Source organism: Pseudoalteromonas sp. NJ631 (genome assembly GCF_000276645.1).
Taxonomy (GTDB): domain Bacteria; phylum Pseudomonadota; class Gammaproteobacteria; order Enterobacterales; family Alteromonadaceae; genus Pseudoalteromonas; species Pseudoalteromonas piscicida.
On sequence record NZ_AKXJ01000023.1, the window covers coordinates 36,672 to 59,629 of the forward strand.

19 protein-coding genes are annotated in these 22,958 nt (G+C 43.7%); 11 read left to right on the plus strand and 8 right to left on the minus strand.

Features of this window, described 5'->3' with window-relative positions:
• The first annotated feature begins 2 nt into the window (after positions 1-2).
• The 6 genes from A587_RS0123195 to A587_RS0123220 all read left to right on the plus strand — a co-directional run bounded on the left by A587_RS0123195 (position 3) and on the right by A587_RS0123220 (position 7,318).
• Positions 3-785 (plus strand): enoyl-CoA hydratase-related protein, encoded by a 783-nt coding sequence (locus A587_RS0123195; RefSeq protein ID WP_017219493.1) that lies wholly within the window; start codon positions 3-5, stop codon positions 783-785.
• 8 nt (positions 786-793) lie between these two features.
• Positions 794-2,737 (plus strand): acetyl-CoA carboxylase biotin carboxylase subunit, encoded by a 1,944-nt coding sequence (locus A587_RS0123200; protein WP_017219494.1) that lies wholly within the window; start codon positions 794-796, stop codon positions 2,735-2,737.
• Positions 2,737-3,645 carry a hydroxymethylglutaryl-CoA lyase gene (locus A587_RS0123205; RefSeq protein WP_017219495.1) on the plus strand — a complete coding sequence of 303 codons (909 nt, stop codon included), beginning with the start codon at positions 2,737-2,739 and terminating at the stop codon, positions 3,643-3,645. The genes A587_RS0123200 and A587_RS0123205 overlap by 1 nt, the downstream gene beginning before the upstream one ends.
• Before the next feature lie 27 nt (positions 3,646-3,672).
• The gene (locus A587_RS0123210; protein ID WP_010378612.1) at positions 3,673-4,371 is read left to right on the plus strand and encodes a CoA transferase subunit A; all 699 of its coding nucleotides are present in this window, start codon (positions 3,673-3,675) and stop codon (positions 4,369-4,371) included.
• Between the two features lie 9 nt (positions 4,372-4,380).
• A complete protein-coding gene (locus A587_RS0123215; protein WP_010378611.1) occupies positions 4,381-5,046 on the plus strand; it encodes a CoA transferase subunit B in 666 nt (221 codons plus the stop codon).
• A gap of 697 nt (positions 5,047-5,743) precedes the next feature.
• A complete protein-coding gene (locus tag A587_RS0123220; RefSeq protein ID WP_017219496.1) occupies positions 5,744-7,318 on the plus strand; it encodes a BCCT family transporter in 1,575 nt (524 codons plus the stop codon).
• 65 nt (positions 7,319-7,383) lie between these two features.
• Here the strand turns inward: A587_RS0123220 and A587_RS0123225 are convergent, their stop codons facing one another.
• The 4 genes from A587_RS0123225 to A587_RS0123240 all read right to left on the minus strand — a co-directional run bounded on the left by A587_RS0123225 (position 7,384) and on the right by A587_RS0123240 (position 11,133).
• Positions 7,384-8,085, minus strand: a complete 702-nt coding sequence (locus A587_RS0123225; protein ID WP_026001108.1) for a 3'-5' exonuclease — start codon at positions 8,083-8,085, stop codon at positions 7,384-7,386.
• 9 nt (positions 8,086-8,094) lie between these two features.
• On the minus strand, positions 8,095-9,990 hold the full coding sequence (locus A587_RS0123230; RefSeq protein WP_017219498.1) for a DUF294 nucleotidyltransferase-like domain-containing protein: 1,896 nt from the start codon (positions 9,988-9,990) through the stop codon (positions 8,095-8,097).
• Positions 9,991-10,067: 77 nt separating this feature from the next.
• Complete coding sequence (locus A587_RS0123235) at positions 10,068-10,646, minus strand: pyridoxine/pyridoxamine 5'-phosphate oxidase (RefSeq protein ID WP_017219499.1); 579 nt, start codon at positions 10,644-10,646, stop codon at positions 10,068-10,070.
• Complete coding sequence (locus tag A587_RS0123240) at positions 10,639-11,133, minus strand: cupin domain-containing protein (RefSeq protein WP_017219500.1); 495 nt, start codon at positions 11,131-11,133, stop codon at positions 10,639-10,641. Before A587_RS0123240 ends, A587_RS0123235 begins: the two co-directional genes overlap by 8 nt.
• A gap of 179 nt (positions 11,134-11,312) precedes the next feature.
• Here A587_RS0123240 and astB point away from each other — a divergent pair, with 179 nt between their 5' ends.
• Complete coding sequence (gene astB / locus A587_RS0123245; protein WP_017219501.1) at positions 11,313-12,653, plus strand: N-succinylarginine dihydrolase; 1,341 nt, start codon at positions 11,313-11,315, stop codon at positions 12,651-12,653.
• A gap of 62 nt (positions 12,654-12,715) precedes the next feature.
• On the opposite strand, the gene A587_RS0123250 is transcribed toward astB, so the two are convergent.
• A complete protein-coding gene (locus A587_RS0123250; RefSeq protein WP_017219502.1) occupies positions 12,716-13,702 on the minus strand; it encodes a WD40 repeat domain-containing protein in 987 nt (328 codons plus the stop codon).
• Between the two features lie 116 nt (positions 13,703-13,818).
• Between A587_RS0123250 and A587_RS0123255 the strand changes: the two genes are divergently transcribed.
• Positions 13,819-14,268 carry a hypothetical protein gene (locus A587_RS0123255; RefSeq protein ID WP_036965193.1) on the plus strand — a complete coding sequence of 150 codons (450 nt, stop codon included), beginning with the start codon at positions 13,819-13,821 and terminating at the stop codon, positions 14,266-14,268.
• A 75-nt stretch (positions 14,269-14,343) separates the two neighbouring features.
• Here A587_RS0123255 and A587_RS0123260 read toward each other — a convergent pair whose 3' ends face one another.
• Positions 14,344-16,614 (minus strand): acyl-CoA dehydrogenase, encoded by a 2,271-nt coding sequence (locus A587_RS0123260; protein ID WP_017219504.1) that lies wholly within the window; start codon positions 16,612-16,614, stop codon positions 14,344-14,346.
• Between the two features lie 362 nt (positions 16,615-16,976).
• On the opposite strand from A587_RS0123260, the gene A587_RS0123265 reads away from it, so the two are divergent.
• From A587_RS0123265 to A587_RS0123275, 3 genes are all read left to right on the plus strand, one after another.
• Complete coding sequence (locus tag A587_RS0123265; protein ID WP_017219505.1) at positions 16,977-18,797, plus strand: M2 family metallopeptidase; 1,821 nt, start codon at positions 16,977-16,979, stop codon at positions 18,795-18,797.
• A gap of 175 nt (positions 18,798-18,972) precedes the next feature.
• Positions 18,973-19,779, plus strand: a complete 807-nt coding sequence (locus A587_RS0123270) for an ABC transporter permease subunit (RefSeq protein ID WP_017219506.1) — start codon at positions 18,973-18,975, stop codon at positions 19,777-19,779.
• Complete coding sequence (locus tag A587_RS0123275; protein WP_017219507.1) at positions 19,776-20,669, plus strand: ABC transporter ATP-binding protein; 894 nt, start codon at positions 19,776-19,778, stop codon at positions 20,667-20,669. The genes A587_RS0123270 and A587_RS0123275 overlap by 4 nt, the downstream gene beginning before the upstream one ends.
• A gap of 58 nt (positions 20,670-20,727) precedes the next feature.
• Here A587_RS0123275 and A587_RS0123280 read toward each other — a convergent pair whose 3' ends face one another.
• A complete protein-coding gene (locus A587_RS0123280; protein WP_017219508.1) occupies positions 20,728-22,341 on the minus strand; it encodes a M56 family metallopeptidase in 1,614 nt (537 codons plus the stop codon).
• The gene (locus A587_RS0123285; RefSeq protein ID WP_017219509.1) at positions 22,341-22,733 is read right to left on the minus strand and encodes a BlaI/MecI/CopY family transcriptional regulator; all 393 of its coding nucleotides are present in this window, start codon (positions 22,731-22,733) and stop codon (positions 22,341-22,343) included. The genes A587_RS0123280 and A587_RS0123285 overlap by 1 nt, the downstream gene beginning before the upstream one ends.
• Positions 22,734-22,958: the final 225 nt, after the last annotated feature.

The following is a 22,958-nucleotide window of genomic DNA, read 5'->3' on the forward strand; positions in this document are numbered from 1 at the left end:
TTATGCCTGTCACTTTAAATATAACAAAAAGCAAAGTGGCGATTTTAGAGCTAAGTCGCCCAGAAAAACATAATGCCTTCAATGCGGAGGTGATTGCCGAACTCATTAAGAATATCGAATATGCCAGCGGCCTCGATGTCAGAGCGCTGGTATTAAAAACCGAAGGTAAACACTTTTCAGCGGGGGCTGATCTGGCGTGGATGAAATCCATGGCAGACAACGACTATAACGAAAACGTCGCTGATTCTTTAGAACTTGCTAAATTAATGCAAGTGCTGGCCACTTGCCCTCACCCAACCCTGTGTTTGGTGCAAGGTGCTGCGTTTGGCGGTGCACTTGGGTTAATCGCCTGTTGTGATATCGCCATTGCAGAGCACAACTCCAAATTTTGTTTAAGTGAAGTCAAGCTTGGTCTTATTCCGGCTGTGATTAGTCCTTATGTCATTAAAGCCATTGGGGAACGTCACGCGCGACGCTATTTTTTAACAGCCGAAGTATTCGATGGTGAAAAGGCGCTAGAAATGGGTTTAATTCACGAATTGAGCGATGATTTAGCAAAAAGCGAAGCGGATTTTCTCGATACCTTGCTTAACAATGGCCCTGCTGCTGTGAAAAGTGCCAAAGCACTGATCAGCGAAGTTGCTGGTAAAGAGATAAATGAAGCGTTGATCGCCCATACCGCAAAGCGTATCGCTGAAATTAGAGTAAGTGACGAAGGCCAAGAAGGGCTTAGCGCCTTTTTCGATAAACGAGCACCACGCTGGCAAACCGCCGCAAGCGAATAGGAGTCAACATGCTAACTAAAATTCTAGTCGCGAACCGTGGTGAAATTGCCTGCCGCGTGATGCGCACCGCAAAGAAATTGGGCCTAACCACAGTGGCAGTTTATTCTGATGCAGATGCCAATGCGATGCATGTGAAAACAGCTGACGAAGCCTATCATATCGGTCCGGCACCATCTAAAGAGTCTTATTTGGTTGCAGATCGAATTCTTGAAGTCGCCAAAGCGGCGGGCGTCGATTGTATCCACCCGGGTTATGGTTTTTTATCTGAAAATGAAGTATTTGCCAAAGCGTGTGAAGCAGCAAACATTGCGTTTATTGGTCCGTTGGCAAGCTCTATTGAAGCGATGGGTTCTAAGACCCGTGCCAAGGAAATCATGCATGACGCTAATGTGCCTTTGGTCCCAGGGTATTATGGCGACAAACAAGAAGATGATTTCTTACAGGCAGAAGCTGAAAAAATCGGCTTTCCGGTACTTATCAAAGCCGCTTACGGCGGTGGTGGTAAAGGGATGCGCGTGGTACGAGAAAGCAGCGAGTTTTTATCGGCACTACATGGCGCTAAACGTGAAGCTGCAGCGAGTTTTGGCAATGACTTAGTGCTGCTTGAGCGTTTTGTTGATAAGCCTCGTCACGTTGAAGTACAAGTTTTTGCCGATAGTCACGGTAACTGTGTTTACCTCGGTGATAGAGACTGTTCACTACAGCGTCGTCACCAAAAAGTGATTGAAGAAGCGCCCGCCCCAGGTTTGAGTGATGCGATGCGCAAAGCTATGGGTGAAGCGGCAGTACGCTGTGCGCAAGCGATTAACTATCGCGGCGCAGGTACAGTAGAGTTCTTATTATGTGGCGATGAGTTCTTCTTTATGGAAATGAATACTCGCCTGCAAGTAGAGCACCCAGTGACAGAAATGGTAACTGACCTCGATTTAGTCGAGTGGCAACTGATGGTTGCTGCGGGTGAACAGTTACCGCTGACTCAGGAGCAGGTTTCGTTATCTGGTCATAGTTTTGAAGCGCGCATTTACGCAGAAGACCCTGAAGAAAACTTTATGCCATTTTCTGGTGTACTTTCACACCTTAGCTTTCCTGAAGCCAAAGATGGCGTAAGAATTGACACAGGCGTACAACAAGGTGATGAGATCAGTCCATTTTACGATCCTATGATCGCCAAGCTTATTGTTCATGGCAAAAATCGTGAACAAGCCTTATTAAAGTTAAAATCCAGTTTAGAACAAGTGCACTTGTGTGGCTTGAAATCCAACATTGCATTTTTGCATCACTTAGCAGGCCACCCTACTTTCACAGCTGGTGCGCCTGATACCCACTTTATCGACACACAAACTGACGTATTAACTCAATCGAATACGCCGCTGGATAAAATGGTGTTATTAGCAAGTGCGGCCTACCTTAGCCACCAACAACCATGTAAAAACACGGTGTGGGGAAACTTAGGCTTTAGGCTTAACCAAACCGCGAAGGTGGATTTACCATTTGCAGATCACGTCGCCTCGGCTTATCAATCTCAAGGTGGTTGGAAGGTTTCGTTTAACGAGCAAATCCACCAAGTTGAATGTGAATTAAATGGACACCAGTTAACTGTGGTGATTGATGGTGCACGATTACACGCCAGTGCCATTGTTACCGAAGCCGCGATCACTATTATGTATGGTCCGTATCAACATACCGTTGAACTTAAGTCAAAGCATTACATTAGCGATCATGAGCACGAAGCCGCACCGCTGGCTGCGCCATTGAACGGCACCGTGGTTAAGCATTTGTTAGCCGTCGGTACTCAAGTCAATAAAGGCGATGCCGTGGTGATAATCGAAGCTATGAAGATGGAATATACGCTCAATGCACCATTTGATGGCACGCTAACTTCATACTGCTTTGCAGAAGGCGAGCTCGTCAGTCATGGCGATATGCTGGCGATTGTTGAGGAGCAAGACTAATGTCTCAGTATCCGGCTAAGGTCAAAATTGTAGAAGTCGGCGCACGTGATGGCTTACAAAATGAGCTCAGTGTTGCCACAGCAGCTAAAATCTCGCTTGTTAACACATTAAAAGACGCAGGTCTCAAGCACATTGAAGCAGGCGCGTTTGTATCACCCAAATGGGTGCCACAAATGGCCGACTCTGCTGCGGTTATTCAAGGCTTTGAGCGTAGTGAAGGCGTTGAAATAAGCGCTCTAACGCCGAACCTTAAAGGCGCAGAGCTTGCACTTGAAAATCAAGTCGACGAATTTGCCATTTTCACTGCCGCCAGTGAGGCATTTACGCAAAAAAACATCAACTGCACGATTGAACAAAGTATTGAACGCTTTCGTCCCGTTGTTGAACTTGCACAAAAAAACAACATAAAAGTAAGAGGTTATGTTAGCTGCGTGGTTGGTTGCCCATATCAAGGTGAAGTACAACCAGAGCAAGTTTTAGCGGTATGTAAACAATTGTTGTCACTTGGTTGTTATGAAATCAGCCTAGGCGACACCATAGGTGTTGGTACACCTAAAAAAGTCCAGCAGCTGCTCACCTTGTTACTGCAACATATCCCTGCTGACAAGCTTGCGGTGCATTTCCATGATACCTACGGACAAGCATTAACGAATATTCACACGGCCCTGCAAATGGGGATCGCAACTGTCGATAGCGCCGTTGCAGGTCTCGGTGGTTGCCCTTACGCCAAAGGCGCGTCAGGAAATGTTGCCACTGAGGATGTAGTTTACTTACTGCAAGGGCTTGGCATTGAGTGTGGAATTGATTTAGAAAGGCTAGCAAAAGCAGGATGGACAATTTGTGATGCGCTAGGCAAGACACCAAGCAGTAAAGTGTCGTTAGCACTCAAACAAACTTGTCAATCTTAAAACAATAACATTATTAGGAGTGGGCTTATGGCCGGTTTCGATAAAGTCGTATCAAGCTACAGCGAAGCGATGGCGGGTCTTAAAGACGGCGATACCATCATCGCAGGTGGCTTTGGTTTGTGTGGTATTCCAGAAGGCTTAATTGCAGAAATTAAGCGCCTGCAAACAAAAGAACTTACCGTGGTTTCAAACAACTGTGGGGTCGACGACTTTGGTTTAGGTATTTTGCTCAAAGATCGTCAAATTAAGAAGATCATCGCCTCTTACGTTGGTGAAAATGCGCTGTTTGAACAACAACTTCTCGATGGCATTATTGACGTTGAATTAACACCACAAGGTACGCTTGCAGAGAAGATGCGCGCTGGTGGCGCTGGGATCCCAGCTTTTTACACGGCAACAGGGTACGGTACTCCCGTTGCTGAAGGTAAAGAAGTAAAAGAATTTGATGGCCGACCATATATTTTGGAAGAATCAATTACTGGTGAATTTGCCATTGTTAAGGCTTGGAAAGCAGATCGCTATGGCAACTTGGTGTTCCGCCACACAGCAATGAACTTTAACCCAATGGCAGCGACAGCCGGAAAAATCACCGTCGCGGAAGTTGAAGAAATTGTGGAACCGGGTGAGCTTGAGCCGAGTCAAATCCACACCCCAGGTATTTATGTCAATCGCGTGATCAAAGGTGACTTTGAAAAACGTATTGAACGTGTCACAACGCGCAAATAGGAGGCAATCATGGGTTTAAATCGTGAACAAATTGCGATGCGCGTGGCGCAAGAGCTTGAAGACGGTTACTACGTTAACTTAGGCATAGGTATTCCAACCTTAGTGGCTAACTACGTGCCAAAAGGCATCGAAGTGATGCTGCAATCGGAAAATGGCTTGTTAGGTATGGGTCCCTACCCAACCGAAGACCAAGTTGATGCCGATATGATCAACGCGGGTAAAGAAACCGTGACAGCAGCGACAGGTGCAGCAATTTTTAATAGTGCGGAAAGCTTTGCCATGATCCGTGGTGGTCATGTAGACTTGACGGTACTAGGTGCATTTGAAGTTGATCAACAAGGCAATATCGCGTCTTGGATGATCCCGAAAAAATTAATCAAAGGCATGGGTGGTGCAATGGACTTAGTTGCTGGTGCACGCAACATCATAGTGACCATGACCCATGCTAGCAAACACGGCGATTCTAAATTGCTTGAATCATGCACATTGCCGCTAACCGGCGTAAATTGTGTAAAGAAAATCGTAACAGATTTAGCTGTGTTAGAAGTAAAAGACGGCGCATTCCATTTGCTAGAACGCGCACCGGGTGTTAGTGTTGATGAAATAATCAGCAAAACTGCAGGCAAGCTTATCGTCGATGGTGAGATCCCTGAAATGCAGTTTGAGGCGTCGTAAGACACACCCTAACTTACAAATGTACCGACCTCATTCCCAGTGCCAAAGGCGCTGAGTTACCCAAAACCCCTCGCAAGAGGGGTTTTTTTTCACATGCCATCGAAGGAAAACTCTTTACTCTACACCACTCTCCATGTCTAGTTGATGAATGTGATGATTTTTAAATAAAAAATTCAGTAGCCATTTACTTTTCAATCTCACCCCCTAAACTAGTAGAGATAGTTTTGGTTGGCATTGAATATTCACCTGCCAGTACAGCTTAAAACTAAAGAGTTGCTGCTTTGAAGCATCGACTGAATATCAAGTTGACACAATATATTGATACCATAGCTTAGTAGCATAACGGTTCGGTTGGTTTATCTTAATTACAAGTATTGAGGCAGTATACTGTCGCTGTAACTAACATAAACCCATCATATATTTAGATAGTCATTCGGCTGATATGGTTGAAACGCATAAAACGAATGAATACGCTAAATAATCTAAACTAGACTAAGTAGTTTTTGTGGCTTATGGCTAGCATTTTTTATGGCTGATAAAGTCATTCTAAGCCGCTAATGATTAGCATTAATAGCCAGATTACATTTTGCTTTGTTGCATAGTTAGTTTATGTCGAATTGTTATCAACCATTGTCTAGCGATTAATTCAGTATATCAGCTTGGTGTCGTATCACGATGAGAACAACAAGAGGATATCATGGGCAATCACCACGATAAGTACAGCATCGATAATACAGACTACACCGTTGGACAAGACAATGTTCAAAAGTGGGGGTTTGACGTACATAACCCTGTATTTGGTGTAAGTGCAGGATTAATACTGGCGTTTTTAGTCGCCGTATTATTAGTTGATGCAAACACAGCTAAAACCACTTTAGACGGCATAAAGTGGGATATCATAGGTAACTTTGATGCCCTATTTATGTGGTCTGGTAATTTCTTTGTCCTATTTTGTTTGGTGCTCGTTTTATCGCCTTACGGTAAAATTCGTTTAGGAGGTGAAAACGCCAAACCAAGCTACACTCGGGCGTCTTGGCTGGCGATGCTATTTGCAGCAGGTATGGGTATTGGTCTGATGTTTTGGGGTGTAGCGGAGCCTGTCGCCTACTACACAGGCTGGTACAAAACACCGTTAAATGTTGCAGCAAACACTCCTGAGGCAGCAGAACTTGCGATGGGCGCGACCATGTACCATTGGGGTTTGCATCCTTGGGCCATTTACGCCGTCGTCGCGCTTTCTTTAGCATTCTTTGCCTACAATAAAGGCTTACCACTGTCGATCCGCTCAATCTTTTATCCTATTTTAGGGGACAGAGCTTGGGGTTGGCCAGGCCATATCATCGATATTCTCGCCGTTCTTGCTACCTTGTTTGGCCTTGCGACATCACTCGGTCTGGGCGCACAGCAAGCCGGTGCTGGGATCCAACATGTATTTGGTATAGAAGCAGGTCTCGGTCTAGAAATTGCCGTGATTGTGGGTGTTACTGCCCTTGCGATTATTTCGGTTGTTCGCGGTATTGATGGCGGTGTAAAGCTACTTAGTAACGTTAATATGTTAATTGCATTTGTGTTACTAGTATTCGTTGGTATTGCAGGTTTTGCGATTGCCATGGGTAATATTCCGACGACTTTAATGGCCTACGTTGAAAATATCATTCCACTGAGTAATCCGCATGGTCGTGAAGATGAAGCATGGTTCCAAGGTTGGACCGTATTTTATTGGGCATGGTGGATTTCTTGGTCACCGTTTGTCGGTATGTTTATCGCACGCGTTTCTGAGGGTCGCACCATCCGCGAGTTTATTACCGCAGTATTATTAATCCCGACATTGGTAACCGTGATCTGGATGTCAATCTACGGTGGCCTTGCTATCGATCAGGTAAAAAATGGCATTGGCGCTTTAGGTACTGATGGCTTGACTGAAGTACCACTTGCGATGTTCCAAATGTTTGAAAACCTACCTATGAGCGATTTACTCTCGTTCACGGCGATTGTACTTGTACTGGTTTTCTTCATTACCTCGTCGGACTCAGGTTCTTTGGTTATCGATAGTATTACCGCTGGAGGTAAAATAGATGCCCCAGTACCGCAACGTATATTCTGGGCAAGTATTGAGGGTGCAATTGCGGCAGCGCTACTTTGGATCGGCGGTAAAGAAGCAATCGAAGCACTACAAGCGGGTGCTATTTCAACAGGTTTACCGTTTACTTTTGTACTACTACTGATGTGTGTAAGTTTAATCCTCGGGCTTCGAACTGAGCCTAAAAGTTAATCAACTTAACTTACGCAATTAAAAAATCGGAGCAATATTTGCTTCGATTTTTTTGTTATTTGGGTTTAGCTCCACCAGCGTTTCACCATGTCTGAAGGGTCTAAACAATATTGAGCTTGAGCTTGAAATAACTCCGCCGTTGCTAATGCGTCGGACAAGGCATGATGTGGCTGATAATAGGGAAGCCCATAGCGCTTTCTGCAGTCAGCTAAGCGTACCGAAGGAATAGGTTTACGTTTGAGCTTATCAAGCCAGCTTCTGACGCTGTTTATCGCTGACTTTTCAATTTCCATCGTATCAATCACTGGAAACTCAATACCCTCACCCAATCTTGCCTTTAGCGCAGAATTGAAAAATGACTTCTCGACAAACTGATAGTGCACCACAATGACTTTACCATGCAACGAAGCAAACACTTCCTCAAGAATATCTTGCAGATCTGGCGCGCTTTCGACTTGTGAGTGTGTGATCCGGTGCAGTACCACAGACTCCTCAGCCAGCGGACTGGTTGGCTTCACTAACCAATGCTTGGCTTGAGCCAAGCGGATCCGTCGTAAGTCAAATGGCACGACGCCAACGCTCACAATGTCATCGATGTTTGGGTCGAGCCCTGTAGTTTCAAAATCAAGGGCAACAAACTCACACTGACTCAATTGCTGGTAAGGATCTACCACTCCTTGCTGATAAAATGCTTGAATTCTTGGGTCTTGCGACGTTTTTGCCAAATGCTGAAAGCGATTTGGCCATGACATAATCTCGCCTTGCATGTTACACCGCTACTTCATCATGGATTTGTTTTGATAGCGAAACTTTAAAAAGCTCTGTGCTTTGTCTAACACGCCAAAAGCTTCTTTAAGATTACGCTGTTCAAAATCAGAGAGTGTTTCTGGTGGCAAGCTGTTATCAGGCTTTTCGCCCTGCTCAATTTGCCATGCTTGGTGACGAATACGCATGATGGCGATGTATTCAAGCGCAGCTTGCAGATCTAGCACCTTGCCCTTTGGCAGTATATTTGCCTCATCAATATCTTCCAATCGCTCGAAGGAGTTTTGTTTTTTAGAGCCAACGCCAAGGGCATGCACTCGAACCAAATCTGAAAGCGGTGCTGTGCCACGGCGTTTAATATTCATCGAACGCCTGTGCTCGCCGTCTTGCTCAAGGACAAAACCATTAAAAAATCCTAAAGGCGGTGTCCTTCTTAGCGCATTATGTGCCATCGCAGCCAAAAATTTTGGGGTACTTTTGGCCTTTTTACTGATAAAAGCGGTAAGTTTCTCAGCCCATTTTGTTTCACCCCATACGCCTTCCAGATCAAAGAAAATCGAACTATTAAGCAAAGCCTCAGGACTGGGATTTTCTATCCAGTCTTCAAATTGTGCTAACCATTGACTATAAGTTAAGCGCCAAGCAGGATTGCTTGCCATGATCCCACCATCGCAATATTTGTAGCCGCAATTGGCTAGACCATCACACACAAACTTCGCCAGCTTTTCGAAGTAAGCTCCATGCTCAGCGGATCGATAACTGTCATCCAAGATCAATGCATTATCCTGATCGGTCACAATTAATTGTTCATCCCGAGCCATTGAACCAAGGGCAATAAAACAGTAAGGGATTGGTGGCGGGCCTAATTTTGCTTCCGCGAGTTCGAGTAACTTATGTTTAAACGTTTTGCCTATAATCGACATCGCAGAACCAATCATGTGTGAGTTGGCATCTTCATTCACCATCCGAGTAAAAATTGCAGGAAGCTGTTTGGCGTAACTACTCAAGTCTTCAACACTTTGCTGGTCCATTAGCCCTCTAACAAACAACAGGCTGCTTTGAGACTCATAGCGCAAAATATCGGATAGCGCGACCACTCCTATCGGTTTACGCTTATGAACAACGGGCAAATGATGCACATTGTCTCTTAGCATCAGCATCATGGCTTCGAAGACATAGGCATTGGAGTCAACGATAATAAGATCGGTCGACATAATCTCAGAGACTGGAGTTTGATAATTCAGCCCCTCTGCGACTACTTTTGTGCGAAGATCTCTGTCACTGATAAGGCCAACCACCTGACCATCATCTTCATCTGGATCTTCGACAACAGGTTTCTCGGGGTCATAGATAAGTAGTGATGACACATGCTCTTTTGCCATCACTTGAGCTGCCTGCTGTACCGTGGCGTTGCGTTCAACGTACACCACATCGCGTAGCAATAGTTTAAGCACTTTGGCCGTGGTCAAATCATTGCTGTCGGCTTGCTCAGAAACCGTGATTTTTAGTCTAGCATTATCGTCAGCTTCAAAATAATCAGCAAACGCTTCATAAACGTCACAATACTCATCAAAAATGCCAACGGGAATACAATACACCAGTGTATCTTCAAGGCTTTGAGCGCCAAAACGAACTTTACGATTCATCAATAAACCACGCTGGCCAAAGATCCCACCTGTGGAAATACGATTGTATAACTCACCTGAGCGCCGATAAAGCTCGACAGCACCAGATCGGATCACATACAGGTAAGTGATCTGCTCTCCATATTCCAAAATACCGCTGCCCTCTCGGTAGTAACCTACTTCGACTTGGCTTGCGAGTTTATGTAGTGCCTCTTGAGGCAAATCCGAAAACGGCGGGTAAGCTACTAAAAAATTGGCAATTTCCTGATGTTCAACTTCCATGGTTTTCCTTGATATAAAAAGGAATTTAACCCTATTGTGGGCAACGAGGGATAAATTTGCAATGAAAGTCGGTTTAACTAAGGCTGCAGCAATTGTTTTTTCCACTGTTCACCACTACGCTCATAAGACTCTCTAAGATGTAGCCGAGTCTCAGCAAAAGTGAGAAACTCTATGGAAATAGGGTTGATGCAATAGCCACCCCAATTTTCGGGTCTTGGAATTGGATTCGTGCTATATCTTAATTCCGCAATTCTTAATTTTTCAGTCAGATCACTTTGATCTCGCATAATTGCACTTTGGTTAAATGACGTTGTGGTTAGTTGAGCATCTCTAGAGCGCCCTTGCCAATATATATCCGCATCTCTATCTGAAATCTTCTTTGCTCTGCCAACAATACGGACCTGATACCCAACATGATCCCACCAAACTGTCATCGCGATGTTAGGAAGATTTTCTAAATGCTTGCCTTTCGCAGAATCGAAATATGAACAAAATACAAAGCCACCCTCATTAACCGCTTTCAAATCAACAAATCTACCTGTAGGAAACCCATTTTCATCAATTGTTGAGACACATACCGCATTGGGCTGATTTAATGGATTGTTTTTCAGAGCTTGCTGCCACCAAGATTCAAACTTTTCGAGTGGATTAATCATTATTATTATCCTGATTATTTTTCATCGGTTCCATAATGTCATTAATATCTACCACATTCCACGGCAAACCTTTTTGCCTGTAGATCCGCTTACCTTGCTTTGTATAATCACCAACATCATGCGGTAAGCGCTGACCAACTACAATACAACGTAATGTAACATCGCTATTGTTTACTAACTTATGAGGCTTACCACAGGCTCTGTATCCTATGAAATCGCCTTCACCAACACCAATTACCTCATCGCCAATGTACGCTTCAGCAGTGCCTTGCAATATATACACACATTCATCCTCGTGATAATGCATATGTGTTTCAGTCGAATCGAACCCCGGCTGGATTTCTATGATGTGAAAACCGAATCCTGTTATACCAGTTAAGTCTCCAAGTGATTTATTGAGCCTCTGCGCATTTGGGTTCAGAAAATGAACTCTTTTTTCCCCTTTTAATGCTTCGATTTCAGCTTTACTTACAATATATTTTTCCATTTCTTCAAACTCCTTATGTTGGGCTTAACCTAAAGGTATGTGTTTAAAGGATATTAGCTTAAATTACAGCAATTGAACTGCTTTCAATTACATCCATAATTTGACCTAGGTCACTTTAAAAACCAGCAAAACCGCCTCATACTAGTTATCTATAACTATTCGCAACAGGAACCGCACTCATGACTTATGAAGTCAATTTCGACGGCTTAGTAGGGCCAACACATAATTATGCCGGATTATCTTATGGTAATGTCGCGTCACTTTCTAACGCTACCAGTGTTTCTAATCCAAAAGAAGCGGCATTGCAAGGTCTTGAAAAGATGAAAGCAATGCATGATATCGGCCTAAAACAAGGGATATTTGCACCTCATGCACGCCCGAGTTTAGCTCCACTGCGCCGTGTTGGCTTTTCAGGCACCGATGCTCAAGTACTTGAAAAAGCGTATAAACACGATCCAATATTGCTTCGAGCTTGTTACTCTGCCTCTGCAATGTGGACGGCAAATGCGGCGACTGTGTCGCCTTCTGTTGATTCTAGCGATGGCAAAGTTCATTTCACAAGTGCCAATTTAAACTGCAAATTCCACCGTTCAATAGAGCCCGAAACCACCACGAATTTACTTCGTGCTATGTTCGCCAATGCGCAATATTTTGCACATCACCAGCATTTGCCTGAGCAGCCTTTTTTTGGCGATGAAGGTGCTGCGAACCACACTCGCCTCGCCGATAGCCATGGCAGTAAAGGTCTACAATTATTTGTGTACGGTTCAAGTGGCTTTAACAGCGATATAAAGGGTCCTACTAAATATCCTGCTCGGCAAACATTAGAAGCAAGTCAAGCGATTGCAAGGCTACATCAATTAGATGATAAGCAAGCAATTTTTATCCAGCAAAATCCAAATGTGATTGATCAAGGCGTGTTCCATAATGACGTCATTGCGGTAGGCAATGAGAATGTACTGTTTTGCCATGATCAAGCCTTTATTGATCAAACCTCCAGTCTAACTAAAATTAGACAAGCGTATATCGGCGAAAAGCCTTTGCATATTGTAGAAGTTCCGACGCATGCAGTGAGTGTTGAAGACGCAGTAAAAAGTTACCTATTTAATTCTCAATTGATCACTTTGCCATCAGGCGAGATGATGCTGGTTGCACCGGAGGAATGTGCGAAGAATGATAACGTTGCCGCGTATATCGAATATATGCTCGGTGCAAAAAATCCGATTTCGCAAGTACGCTTTTTTGACTTACGCCAAAGCATGCAAAATGGTGGTGGGCCTGCATGTTTGCGATTACGTGTAGCACTCAATGAAGCTGAGCTAAAAGCGGTAAATCCAGAAGTGATGATGAGTGAAGACAAATTTATTCAACTAAGCGCGTGGGTCAATAAACATTATCGCGATAAAGTCACAGAACAGGATTTAGCTGATCCGAGCCTTTTGCAAGAGTCCTATGCCGCATTAGATGAACTCACCCAATTACTCAATCTTGGTAGCGTATACGAATTCCAACGCGCCTAATTGCAAGTTTTGCTTGTCAAACTGCAATTAATCTGAGGTTTAAGGGGAGTGCTTTCACTCCCTTACTTTTTAGCAAGTACATTAACCGCCCACGTCTCAAGCATACCGTCGCTATTTAACGTTACTAAGGTGTCTGGGTTTGGGACATACATATCGACTACCGTTGCTCCCTCACTTTCAGTATGAATAGACCAAGTGCCTAATTCTTCCCCGCTCTCATAGCGCCAGATGGAGAGATGAGATTTTGACGATGATGTCGCGAGTAAGCCTGAGTCAGAAATAAACTTGGCCTTTCTAAACATCTTAAAACGGGCCATATACTTTAGTTCACTGAGCTGCTTTCCAGACTCAAAATCCAGGACATGTTGCGCATTCAACCCATCTGAGACAAATAAATGCTTGCCATCATGGCTCACTGTTAAACTGGTAACACGATGACTAAATTGATGCTCATACAAAGGTTCTGGTGACGCAAATTGCCAAAGGGCAACCAACCCATCTTGTGCGCCGGTAACAAAATAGTCGCCACTATTATCAAACGCCAAATGCTCTATCGGCCGAGTATGTGGCATAAAACGATTATTTAACTTAGTGAATAGATCCGCCATATTGAGTGAGCCATCATCCATCGCAACAAGCAAACGCTGATTGTTATGGGAAAGCGCTAAAGCAGAGATTGAAGCAAGTGGACTCACCCCTGCAAAAGGTACGTTCGTTATCAACTTTTGCTTTGGAACAGACCAAATTGAGATGAGGTTTTCACCTGCCACGATGAGCATTTCCTTATTATCTGACAGTAAAACTTCTTTAACTGGTGTTTTTATTTTGTCTTTGGGTACTGAGAATATGACAGACTGATTGGCATTGTCATAAATATGGATTTCAGCATTACTGTCTAATGTTACGCTCCACTTTCCATCTTTAGAAAAGTGCCCAAGTATTATGCCATTTTGCGTCAACTGGCTTGTTACCCCTTTACTAATTTCAGGCTGCGATCCACACCCTACTAAAAATAAAGCGAAACAAGCTAGTGATATTAAACGAGACATCTTAAACCCTTAGCACATAATACATTTATTTCATTTACTGGCTTTACATATCGGCCGTTAGCAGACAAACTTAACTTATTGTGAATAATTTTAGACTGCATATGATGTATTTTAGCATGACAAAGTCACTTATTAAGCAAACTTTCGTTGTCTTAGCCGCAATGATTTTACTCTCAGCGTGCGGCTCAGAGGATAATGTCAGTGGTGACAAGGACACTCCAGGATATGCCGCAACCATGTATTTTGACGCACTCTATAATCAAAAAGATTTAGACGCTGCAATGAAAATCGCCACTCCCCGTCACGCGCGTATCATGCGCTCTTACGGTACTGCGTCGCAATTCGCCAGAAATTTAGTGAATATGCAATACGATGACGTCACCATAGAAGTTGATATGACCAATCAAAGTCTGCGCGAACAGTATGGCGACAGCGCAAAAATTAATTTAATTTTTACAGGTCAGCTCCACGGTGAGCAAGTAGACGACATGCGTAGTGTTAGTATGGTACGCAAAAAAGGCAAATGGTACGTAGACAAAGTACTAGCAGACCCCTTTGCACGTTAACTCAAGAATAAGCTTGGAAAGCCCCGTTGTCGGGGCTTTTTTAACAAATTAGCCAATATCCTCTGTCACAACAAACTAGTTGGGCGCTTTTGCATCAACAGCAATCGCTTTTGCAACTAGCGTTTCAATACAAAAGATAGTTTCAGAACTCTTATCATCAATCACGTTGTCGTCCATTGCGATACTGAGTTTTTCATTCAATGTCTTACCCACCAGTTTCACGCTATTTTGTTTACACCACTTGCGATATTTTGCCATTAGTGGAGCATGCGCCTTTTCCAGTAAATAAGCATGCTCAACCGTATCTATCGCAGAGTGTTTTACCACGGCACACAGATGCGAGATACGTTCACGGGTCGAGTTGTGATCAGAAACATTGCTACATACCTGCACCGCCAATTTATCGCTTGGCGCTTTGAGCCACTTACCAACGGGAAACGCCAAACGTTTTAACAAAAATGCCAGAGGTGCTGCGGTAAAGTTATCGCAAAATGCATAAATAGCCTTACTTGCTTCGTTAAGACAGTGATCTAAGGCAAACTTTACCAGCGGTAAGTCCCCTTGTTGACGGCCATCATCTTCGTATTTTTTTAATACACACGAGGCGATATAAAGAAAGCTCAGGACATCTCCCAATTTTGCAGAGAGCATTTCTCTACGCTTTAGTGAACCGCCTAGCTTTAACATAGCAATATCACTATACACTGAGAGCGCTTGGCTCAACCATGTTAGCCGTCGGTAATACGTCGCCACATCACCACTCACTGGCGCACGTTCGAAACGTGCTAGTGTGAAGCCATTAAAAAACGCCTTGAGCCCATTCACAGAGGTATGCTGCAAGTGTTTGCAAAGCACTTCATCAAACTCTTTCAAAGCGATTAATTGATCTTCTTGCTGTACGATACTCATTTCTTTCAGTATGAAAGGATGGCAACGCGTCGCACCTTGACCAAAAATCATCAAGCTTCGAGTTAAGATATTGGCGCCCTCAACGGTAATAGAAATCGGCATGCCCATGTAATTGTGAGCAAGATAATTCATTTCCCCCATTTGAATGGCTTTGCCGCCATGAATATCCATCGCATCATTCAATGCTACTCTTGCATGCTCTGTGAGGTGATACTTGGCAATCGCTGTGACTACCGAAGGGCTTTGCTTTAAATCAATTGCCAACGCAGTGGTTTGTCTCACCGCTTCAATTAGATAGCTGTAGCCGTAAATTCTGGCTAACGCGCTTTGCACTCCTTCAAAGGCAGAGATGGGTACACCAAATTGACGACGGACACCGGCATAAGCCGAAGTCGTTCTGGCACTTAATTGAGCGGTTCCCGCGCTCAGTGCTGGCAAAGATATCCCCCGCCCAGCACTTAAACACGACACCAGCATGCGCCACCCTTTGCCGATACCCGCTTGTTCGCCTATCACCCAAGCCATTGGAATAAAAACATCTTCACCACTGGTTGTACCATTCATAAAGGCTTGCCCCAGCGGGTTATGTCGATCTCCTGTTTTTACGCCTTCATGTGTAGTCGGAATAAGTGCACAAGTGATCCCAAGCTCTACTTTATTTGAAAGCAATTGATCCGGGTCGTAAACCTTAAACGCAAGTCCTAATACATCAGCGACGGGCGCCAGCGTGATGTATCGTTTTTGCCAAGTTACCGCAAGTCCAATTTGCTTTTCTCCCTCAAATTCTCGCTCACACACAATCGCAAAGTCTTGAATGCTACCAGCATCGGATCCTGCCTCTGGCGAGGTCAATGCAAAACAAGGTAGCGCCTCACCCGAGGCAAGCTTTGGCAGCCAAGAATTCTGCTGATCATTGGTGCCGTAATGAAGCAGCAGCTCTGCAGGGCCTAAACTATTTGGCACCATCACGGTTACTGCAGTAGACAAACTACGGCTGGCTATTTTTGCAACGATGGTGGAGTTCGCCTGAGCACTAAATTCCCGACCTCCAAAAGCCTTTGGAATAATAAAAGCAAAAAAACCCTTTTCTTTTAAAAATTGCCAAACTTCTTCAGGCAGGTCTTGAGCCTCAGATATTTTTTCTTCATCAAGCATTTTTAGCAGCGTATGTAATTCGTTATCTATAAATGCCTGTTCTTCATCGCTTAGCTTTGGCTTATCATTACTCAACCACTTTCGCCAATTCGGTTTACCAGAAAACAACGCGTCATCCCACCAGATACTCCCCGCTTCCATCGCTTCTCGCTCGGTTTGGGAGAGTTCCGGTAATGATGTTTTGAAATAATTAAAGAGCGGTTTAGTGATCAACTTAACCCTGATATCACGGACACAAAATACCACCACAATTGCCAATATCACCAATAAAACTAAAGTCATATGCACTCCTTTTTGCAGGCTTCAAATACGGCCTTTTGATACAATTGACTGCCTTAATTATGGTTAATAATCACACTAACTCAACTTTTATCTGCGCTCGCATCTCATTGTTTGTCCATCGCAAAATTGTCGTTTTAAAGTCGTCCTGCTATTATTCTTGCCACCACAGCAAAAAAAGATGCTTTGCTGCGCGTAAAAGCCGCGCTCACTACGATTAGTTGTTCATATGACTAATACTAATTGGATTAATTTACTTGCTGATTTGTAGCAATTAACCCAATTAGTGTAGCTGGCTATAGATACTAAAACGCCGTCTAGTGTTAAGTCGGCTCGTGTATTAATTAAAACAACAAGTGAACCCTATGAAACCAAGATTTAAGTTAAGTGTTGGCGCACTCATCGTTGCCAGTACTTTTGCACTCTCTGCCTGCAAATCCACTGAAACTACAAATAAAGCATTATCAGAAGCCGATGCAGTTGCATTTTTAGATAAGGCGTCAGAGCAGCTGGTTGACCTTAACTTCCGCTCTAGCCGCTCAGCTTGGATTTATGCGAACTTTATTACTCACGACACAGCTTCACTTGCTGCAGACGTGAATGAGGAATACACCGCTGCGCTCGTGGAGCTTGCTAACCAAGCAGCACAATTTGATGGCTTGGCGTTAAGCGAAGATACCCGACGTAAGCTTGATAAATTGAAGCTAAACCTGACATTACCTGCACCAAAAGATGCTGACAAAACAGCGGAACTTGCAAAGCTCACTGCAGAGCTTGATGGTATGTACGGAAAGGGCAAATACTGTAAAAATGATGGCACTTGCCTAAGCCTTGGTGAAATGACGGCTAAGATGGCAAATAGTCGCGACTATGAAGAGCTTTTAGACATCTGGCAAGGTTGGCGTGAAGTGTCAAAGCCGATGCGTCCACTCTATGAAAAGCAAGTTGTACTTACCAACGAAGGTGCTAATGAGCTTGGCTACGCAGACACAGGCGCAATGTGGCGCAGTAAATACGACATGCCAGCGGACGACTTTGCAAAAGAACTTGACCGTACCTGGAACCAAGTAAAGCCGCTATACGATTCGCTTCACTGTCATGTTAGAGCCAAGCTTGGCGAGAAATACGGCGAAGATAAAGTACCTCAAGACCAGCCTATTCCAGCACACCTGCTTGGCAATATGTGGGCACAAAGCTGGGGCAATATCTATGACTTAGTCGCGCCAGAAAACGCAGATCCGGGTTATGATGTAACGGCGCTACTGGCTAAACACGATTACGACGAAATCAAAATGGTAAAAGGTGCAGAAAAGTTCTTCACCTCAATGGGTTTTGCTCCATTACCTGAGACTTTCTACGAACGTTCTTTATTTATTAAACCACAAGATCGCGACGTACAATGTCATGCATCAGCTTGGAACTTAGATGCCAAAGACGACCTACGCATCAAAATGTGTATCCAACGTACAGGTGAAGAGTTCTCAGTTATCCACCATGAACTAGGCCATAACTTCTATCAACGCGCTTACAATCAGCAGCCTGTATATTACCAAGAAAGCGCCAATGATGGCTTCCATGAAGCTATCGGCGACACCATCGCGTTATCTGTAACACCTGGCTACTTAAAGCAAATTGGCTTGTTGGATAACGTACCGGATGAGTCAAAAGATATCGGGCTATTGATGAAGATGGCACTCGATAAAGTTGCATTCATTCCATTTGGTCTACTCGTCGACCAATGGCGCTGGAAAGTATTCTCTGGTGAGATTTCTCCAGCAGAGTACAACCAAGCGTGGTGGGAATTAAGAGAGAAGTATCAAGGTGTTAAAGCACCAGTTTCACGTACCGAAAGTGACTTTGACCCAGGTGCAAAATACCACGTACCAGGTAATGTACCTTACACTCGTTACTTCTTAGCGCATATTTTACAGTTCCAGTTCCACAAATCACTTTGTGAAATTGCTGGCAGCAAAGAAGCCATTCACCGCTGTTCTGTTTACAACTCGAAAGCGGCTGGTGAGCGTTTAAATGCGATGCTTGAAATGGGTAGCAGCAAACCTTGGCAACAAGCACTTAAAACGCTAACAGGTAAAGATGAAATGGATGCAACAGCAGTACTTGACTACTTTGCACCATTGCAAAAATACCTAGATGAGCAAAATAAAGGCCGTAATTGCGGCTGGTAATTGCTAGCAAATTTAGACTAATAAACGGGCACACTCAATCGTGCCCGTTTTTTATTGGTTTAATTTTGTTACAGTTCAGTAACTTCCTTTTTTAGCGCCAATCATATACGCTCAGATCAAAGTCAGCCTACCGCTCTAGTAGTGAAAGTCTGTGTTGTCACTTGCAAGGATCCTTATGAATATAAAAAGAATTGGCCTAATTGCCATCTTTGAATTGCAACGCTTGTTTGCAACGAAACGCGGATGGATAGCCATCGCCGCATTTGTTTTAGTTTGGTATGCCATTTTGCGCTACGCCATTGCTGAAGCGGTATCCATTGTCAGCGACCCCAACTTCAAAAATATGATCCAGAGTTTTTCTGGCGTCGTTGGTATGCATCGTATTGCCCAATGGCCTGAAATGGAGCTTGCACTGTACTTAGTTTGGTCAATCTTTTTATTTCCTCTTTTTGTGATCTTTTCAAGCGCAGATCAAACTGTAGAAGATAGAACCCGCGGCACACTCAGATTTCTAACCCTGCGCACATCTCGCGCGGAAATTGTTGTTGGTCGCTTTGTTGGACAGGTATTCAATACGTTGCTGCTCATAGCGATTTCTGCTGTAGGCGCTTGGATATTAATGGTGGTGCGCGACCCAAGCTTATGGCTCACAGGGCTTACTCGGGCGACATTAATTGTCCTAGAGCTAACGCTTATTACTGCGCCATTTATTGCCCTGATGTCTGTGGCTAATCACTTTGCTAACTCTAGTAAAATGAGCATGATTTACGCGATTTTGACCTACTTAACGCTCGCCACTTTAGTCGCTTTTGCACTTGAGTACAGCGCTTACGCAGAGTACCTTTTTTATCTTTTTCCTGGGTTCCAAGGCTCAGAAACCATTGCACAGAATATCAACCTCACTCGCTTTGCCACACCGGTGCTGCATAGCTTCGTATTGATTGCAATTAGCTGTGAACTATTAAGAAGGCGCGCGCTATGACTAGCATTATTGAAGTTAATAATTTAGTGAAAAAATATGGACGAAAGCGCGCACTAGATAACGTATCTTTCACCCTAAACGCAGGTTCACCTATTGCGCTTGTCGGCCCCAATGGTGCGGGTAAAACCACCCTTTTTAGTACACTTTGCGGGTATCTAAATGCAGATGCTGGCAGTGTTAAAATTTTGGGCCATAAGCCTGGCAGCGCTGCACTTTTTGGCCGCCTTGCCGCACTTCCACAGGATGCTCAGCTTGATCCAAGGTTTTCTGTCAGTAATCAGCTACGTTTATACGGACAGCTTCAAGGTTTAGATGCGAAAGCGGCCGAGAGTGAAACGCATAGAGTGCTTGAGCTTGTCGACCTCAAAGACTGTTATCACGCTAAACCTCATGAGTTATCTCATGGCATGCGAAAACGTATCTGTATTGCCCAAACGCTACTTTCACAGCCTGAAATTGTACTGCTTGACGAAGCCACGGCTGGATTAGATCCCGTGAATGCTCGTGAGATCAGAAACCTAGTAAAAAGGCTTCAATCTGAAACGACCTTTATTTTGAGTTCACACGATTTAGTAGAACTCGATGATTTGTGCGATCAGGTATTACATTTACAGCATGGTAAATTAACCGCTGTTGACCGCATCCAAGAAGCGGAACTTGCCACGCTAACTGTAAAACTTAAAGAGTCTGGCACCAGTAGTCACATAGCGCTTTTTAGGACCTTACAAGGCGTTGAAGAGGTGACAGTAAATGCCAGTGGCGCCCTGCTTATTGAGTATCGTAGAGGCCAACAGGTTGATATTGATGTACTCAAGCTTTGCCGTGATCAGGGTTGGCGTTACAAATCGTTAGTTAACGGTAAAACACTAGAAGATGAACTGTTCGGCTAGCACACGGTTAGTTTAGTAAATTAAAAAAGCCTACATCTTACAGGCTTTCTTAAATGATTTATAACTTCGCCAGTAACAAAGAACCTGGTCGAGGTAAACGAGGTAATATTGCCGGCGTTTTCGCATAATGTGCTGGCAAACGCTGTTTCAGTTCGTTCACCTTTGTTTGGTTATTCAGTTTTTCGTATGCATAGTATCTTAGGATATCTTGATATGTTTGGTTTTCAGCACTGGTTACAACATCACTGTTTAATACAGCTAATGCTTTATCGTAGTCTGCCATTTCAATGTAGGCGCGTGCCAAATCAGTAGCGCTACCGATTTGAAAGCGACTTTGCATTTTTTCAGATAAACTCTCTAGTTGCTCTGCTGCCTGTTGATACCGCCCAAGGTGCATATAAGCTGATGCCAATCTGTTTTTTAAAAATGGCGGTTGCGTAGAGCCTTCAGGAAACCAATTAGTGTAAGCGGTCAAGATTGCTTCGTATTGACCTAGCTTATGATAGGTTTGGTCGAGCAAGGTAAAGCTTTTTACTTTTATATCCAGCTCTTCAAAATCATTTAACAGACCGCGGTTACTATGCCAATTTAAAATGTGTGAAACCGCTGCTTTAAGCTGTGTTTCATCATTCGATTTCGCGCCTTTCGCCCCAGCGAGTAACTCCCTCAATTGCTGTTGATATCGCGCTGACTTTTCACTCTTTTGTTTACTAGCTCCTTGTGTTACCTGCTTTTCAGAGACGATTTGGTTAGCAGCTAAGGCACTACAAGACAGTGCTGCCGTGATAATCATTAAATGGGATAATTTCATTTTCTTTTCCTTGTTTAGTGTTTTAACTCTTTGAATATTGAAACTTTTAGAGTGAGATACGGCTAATACTGAATGACCTAATGACGCATGTTCATACCGGTATTGATGTTCGGACAACAGTAAGCTGGCCAAATCGTATCTATATTTATCACTCAGTTTTTCCATGCAGCTTTCATCGCAGCTGAGTTCGATTTGTTGTCGCGCCAAATTTGCTAACAACAAACAGAATGGATTCCAAAAGAATAGGCTTTCAGTTGCACATATTAGCCATAACCAATATGTGTCCTTATGCTTGATATGCGTTAACTCATGCTCAATCACGGATTCGAGTTCTGGTCGACCTTTCATCTTAAAGTCTAACCAAATGGTGTGCTGTAATGGGCCTGTCGTAATTGCAGGGGTACTCAATTCTGTAAATTTTACGGTGCAAAACGTGTGTAAATATTGATGCTCTTCACTGGTGTAGGCGCTTTTTTCTATGCCACTTAGTAACCTTTTATACGACCACACTCTCGCTAGAAATAGTCCTCCACCTACCACTATCAGAAATACAAACAAATTTGAAAACACCTGGTTTATGGTATCGCCGGAAAGCCAGTTTGATTCGGTTTGCAAAGTGGTTTGCTTGATGCTGTTCGATGGAGTTGACCCTGAGTCTGAAATAGAACTCACCTCAATAGTGTAAAGATCGAGATTTATTAAAAAAGGGGGTGGGGAAAGTTGCTGCCATGGAATTAGCCAACTCAATAACCCTACTACCAACACATAAAAGCGCGTTCGTGCAGGCGCAGTTTTCAGAAAATAGCAGCTAGTCAAACTAAACATGCTGAGCAAGCTTGCGGTGAGTAAGTAATCAAACATTAGTCGCTCTCTTTCTTCTGCTTTTTGCTCTTAAGTAGGTTTTGTAAATACTCAATATCATCATCGTCTAAACTCTCTTCTTTAATGAAATGAGCTATCAGGCTACGTGAACTACCTTTAAAAAAGCGATCCATAAAGCGCGGTGTTGCCTGCTGTGAAAGCGCTTGCTGAGTCACTTTTGCTTGATAGACGATTGACCTCCCCTGCTGACCACAGCGCTCGACCGCACCTTTTTGCTCTAGTCGATCTACGATTGTTTTGACTGTGTTATAAGCCACTTTTTTTGCTCTTGTATCATCTGCAAGAAGATATTTATGAAGCTCACTGGCAGTACATGCATTTTGTTGCCAAAGTAGCTTCATCACGTCTAATTCAAATTCACTTAGTTTCACTTATCACCTCCATTACTACATTTGTAGTTTTTAACCACTACAAATGTAGTTGTTAGTACCCATGAAGTCAACTAGAAATTTTTGGTGAAAAAACAGAAAGTGAAGCTATACATGAAAGCTTCATTACCTTGAAGGAAAGTGAAGACTGTACAACAACTCTCCCCAAGAAGAGCAACCAAATCGCTGACACCCACCACTAATTTGCACCTTCCTAAGATACCGCCT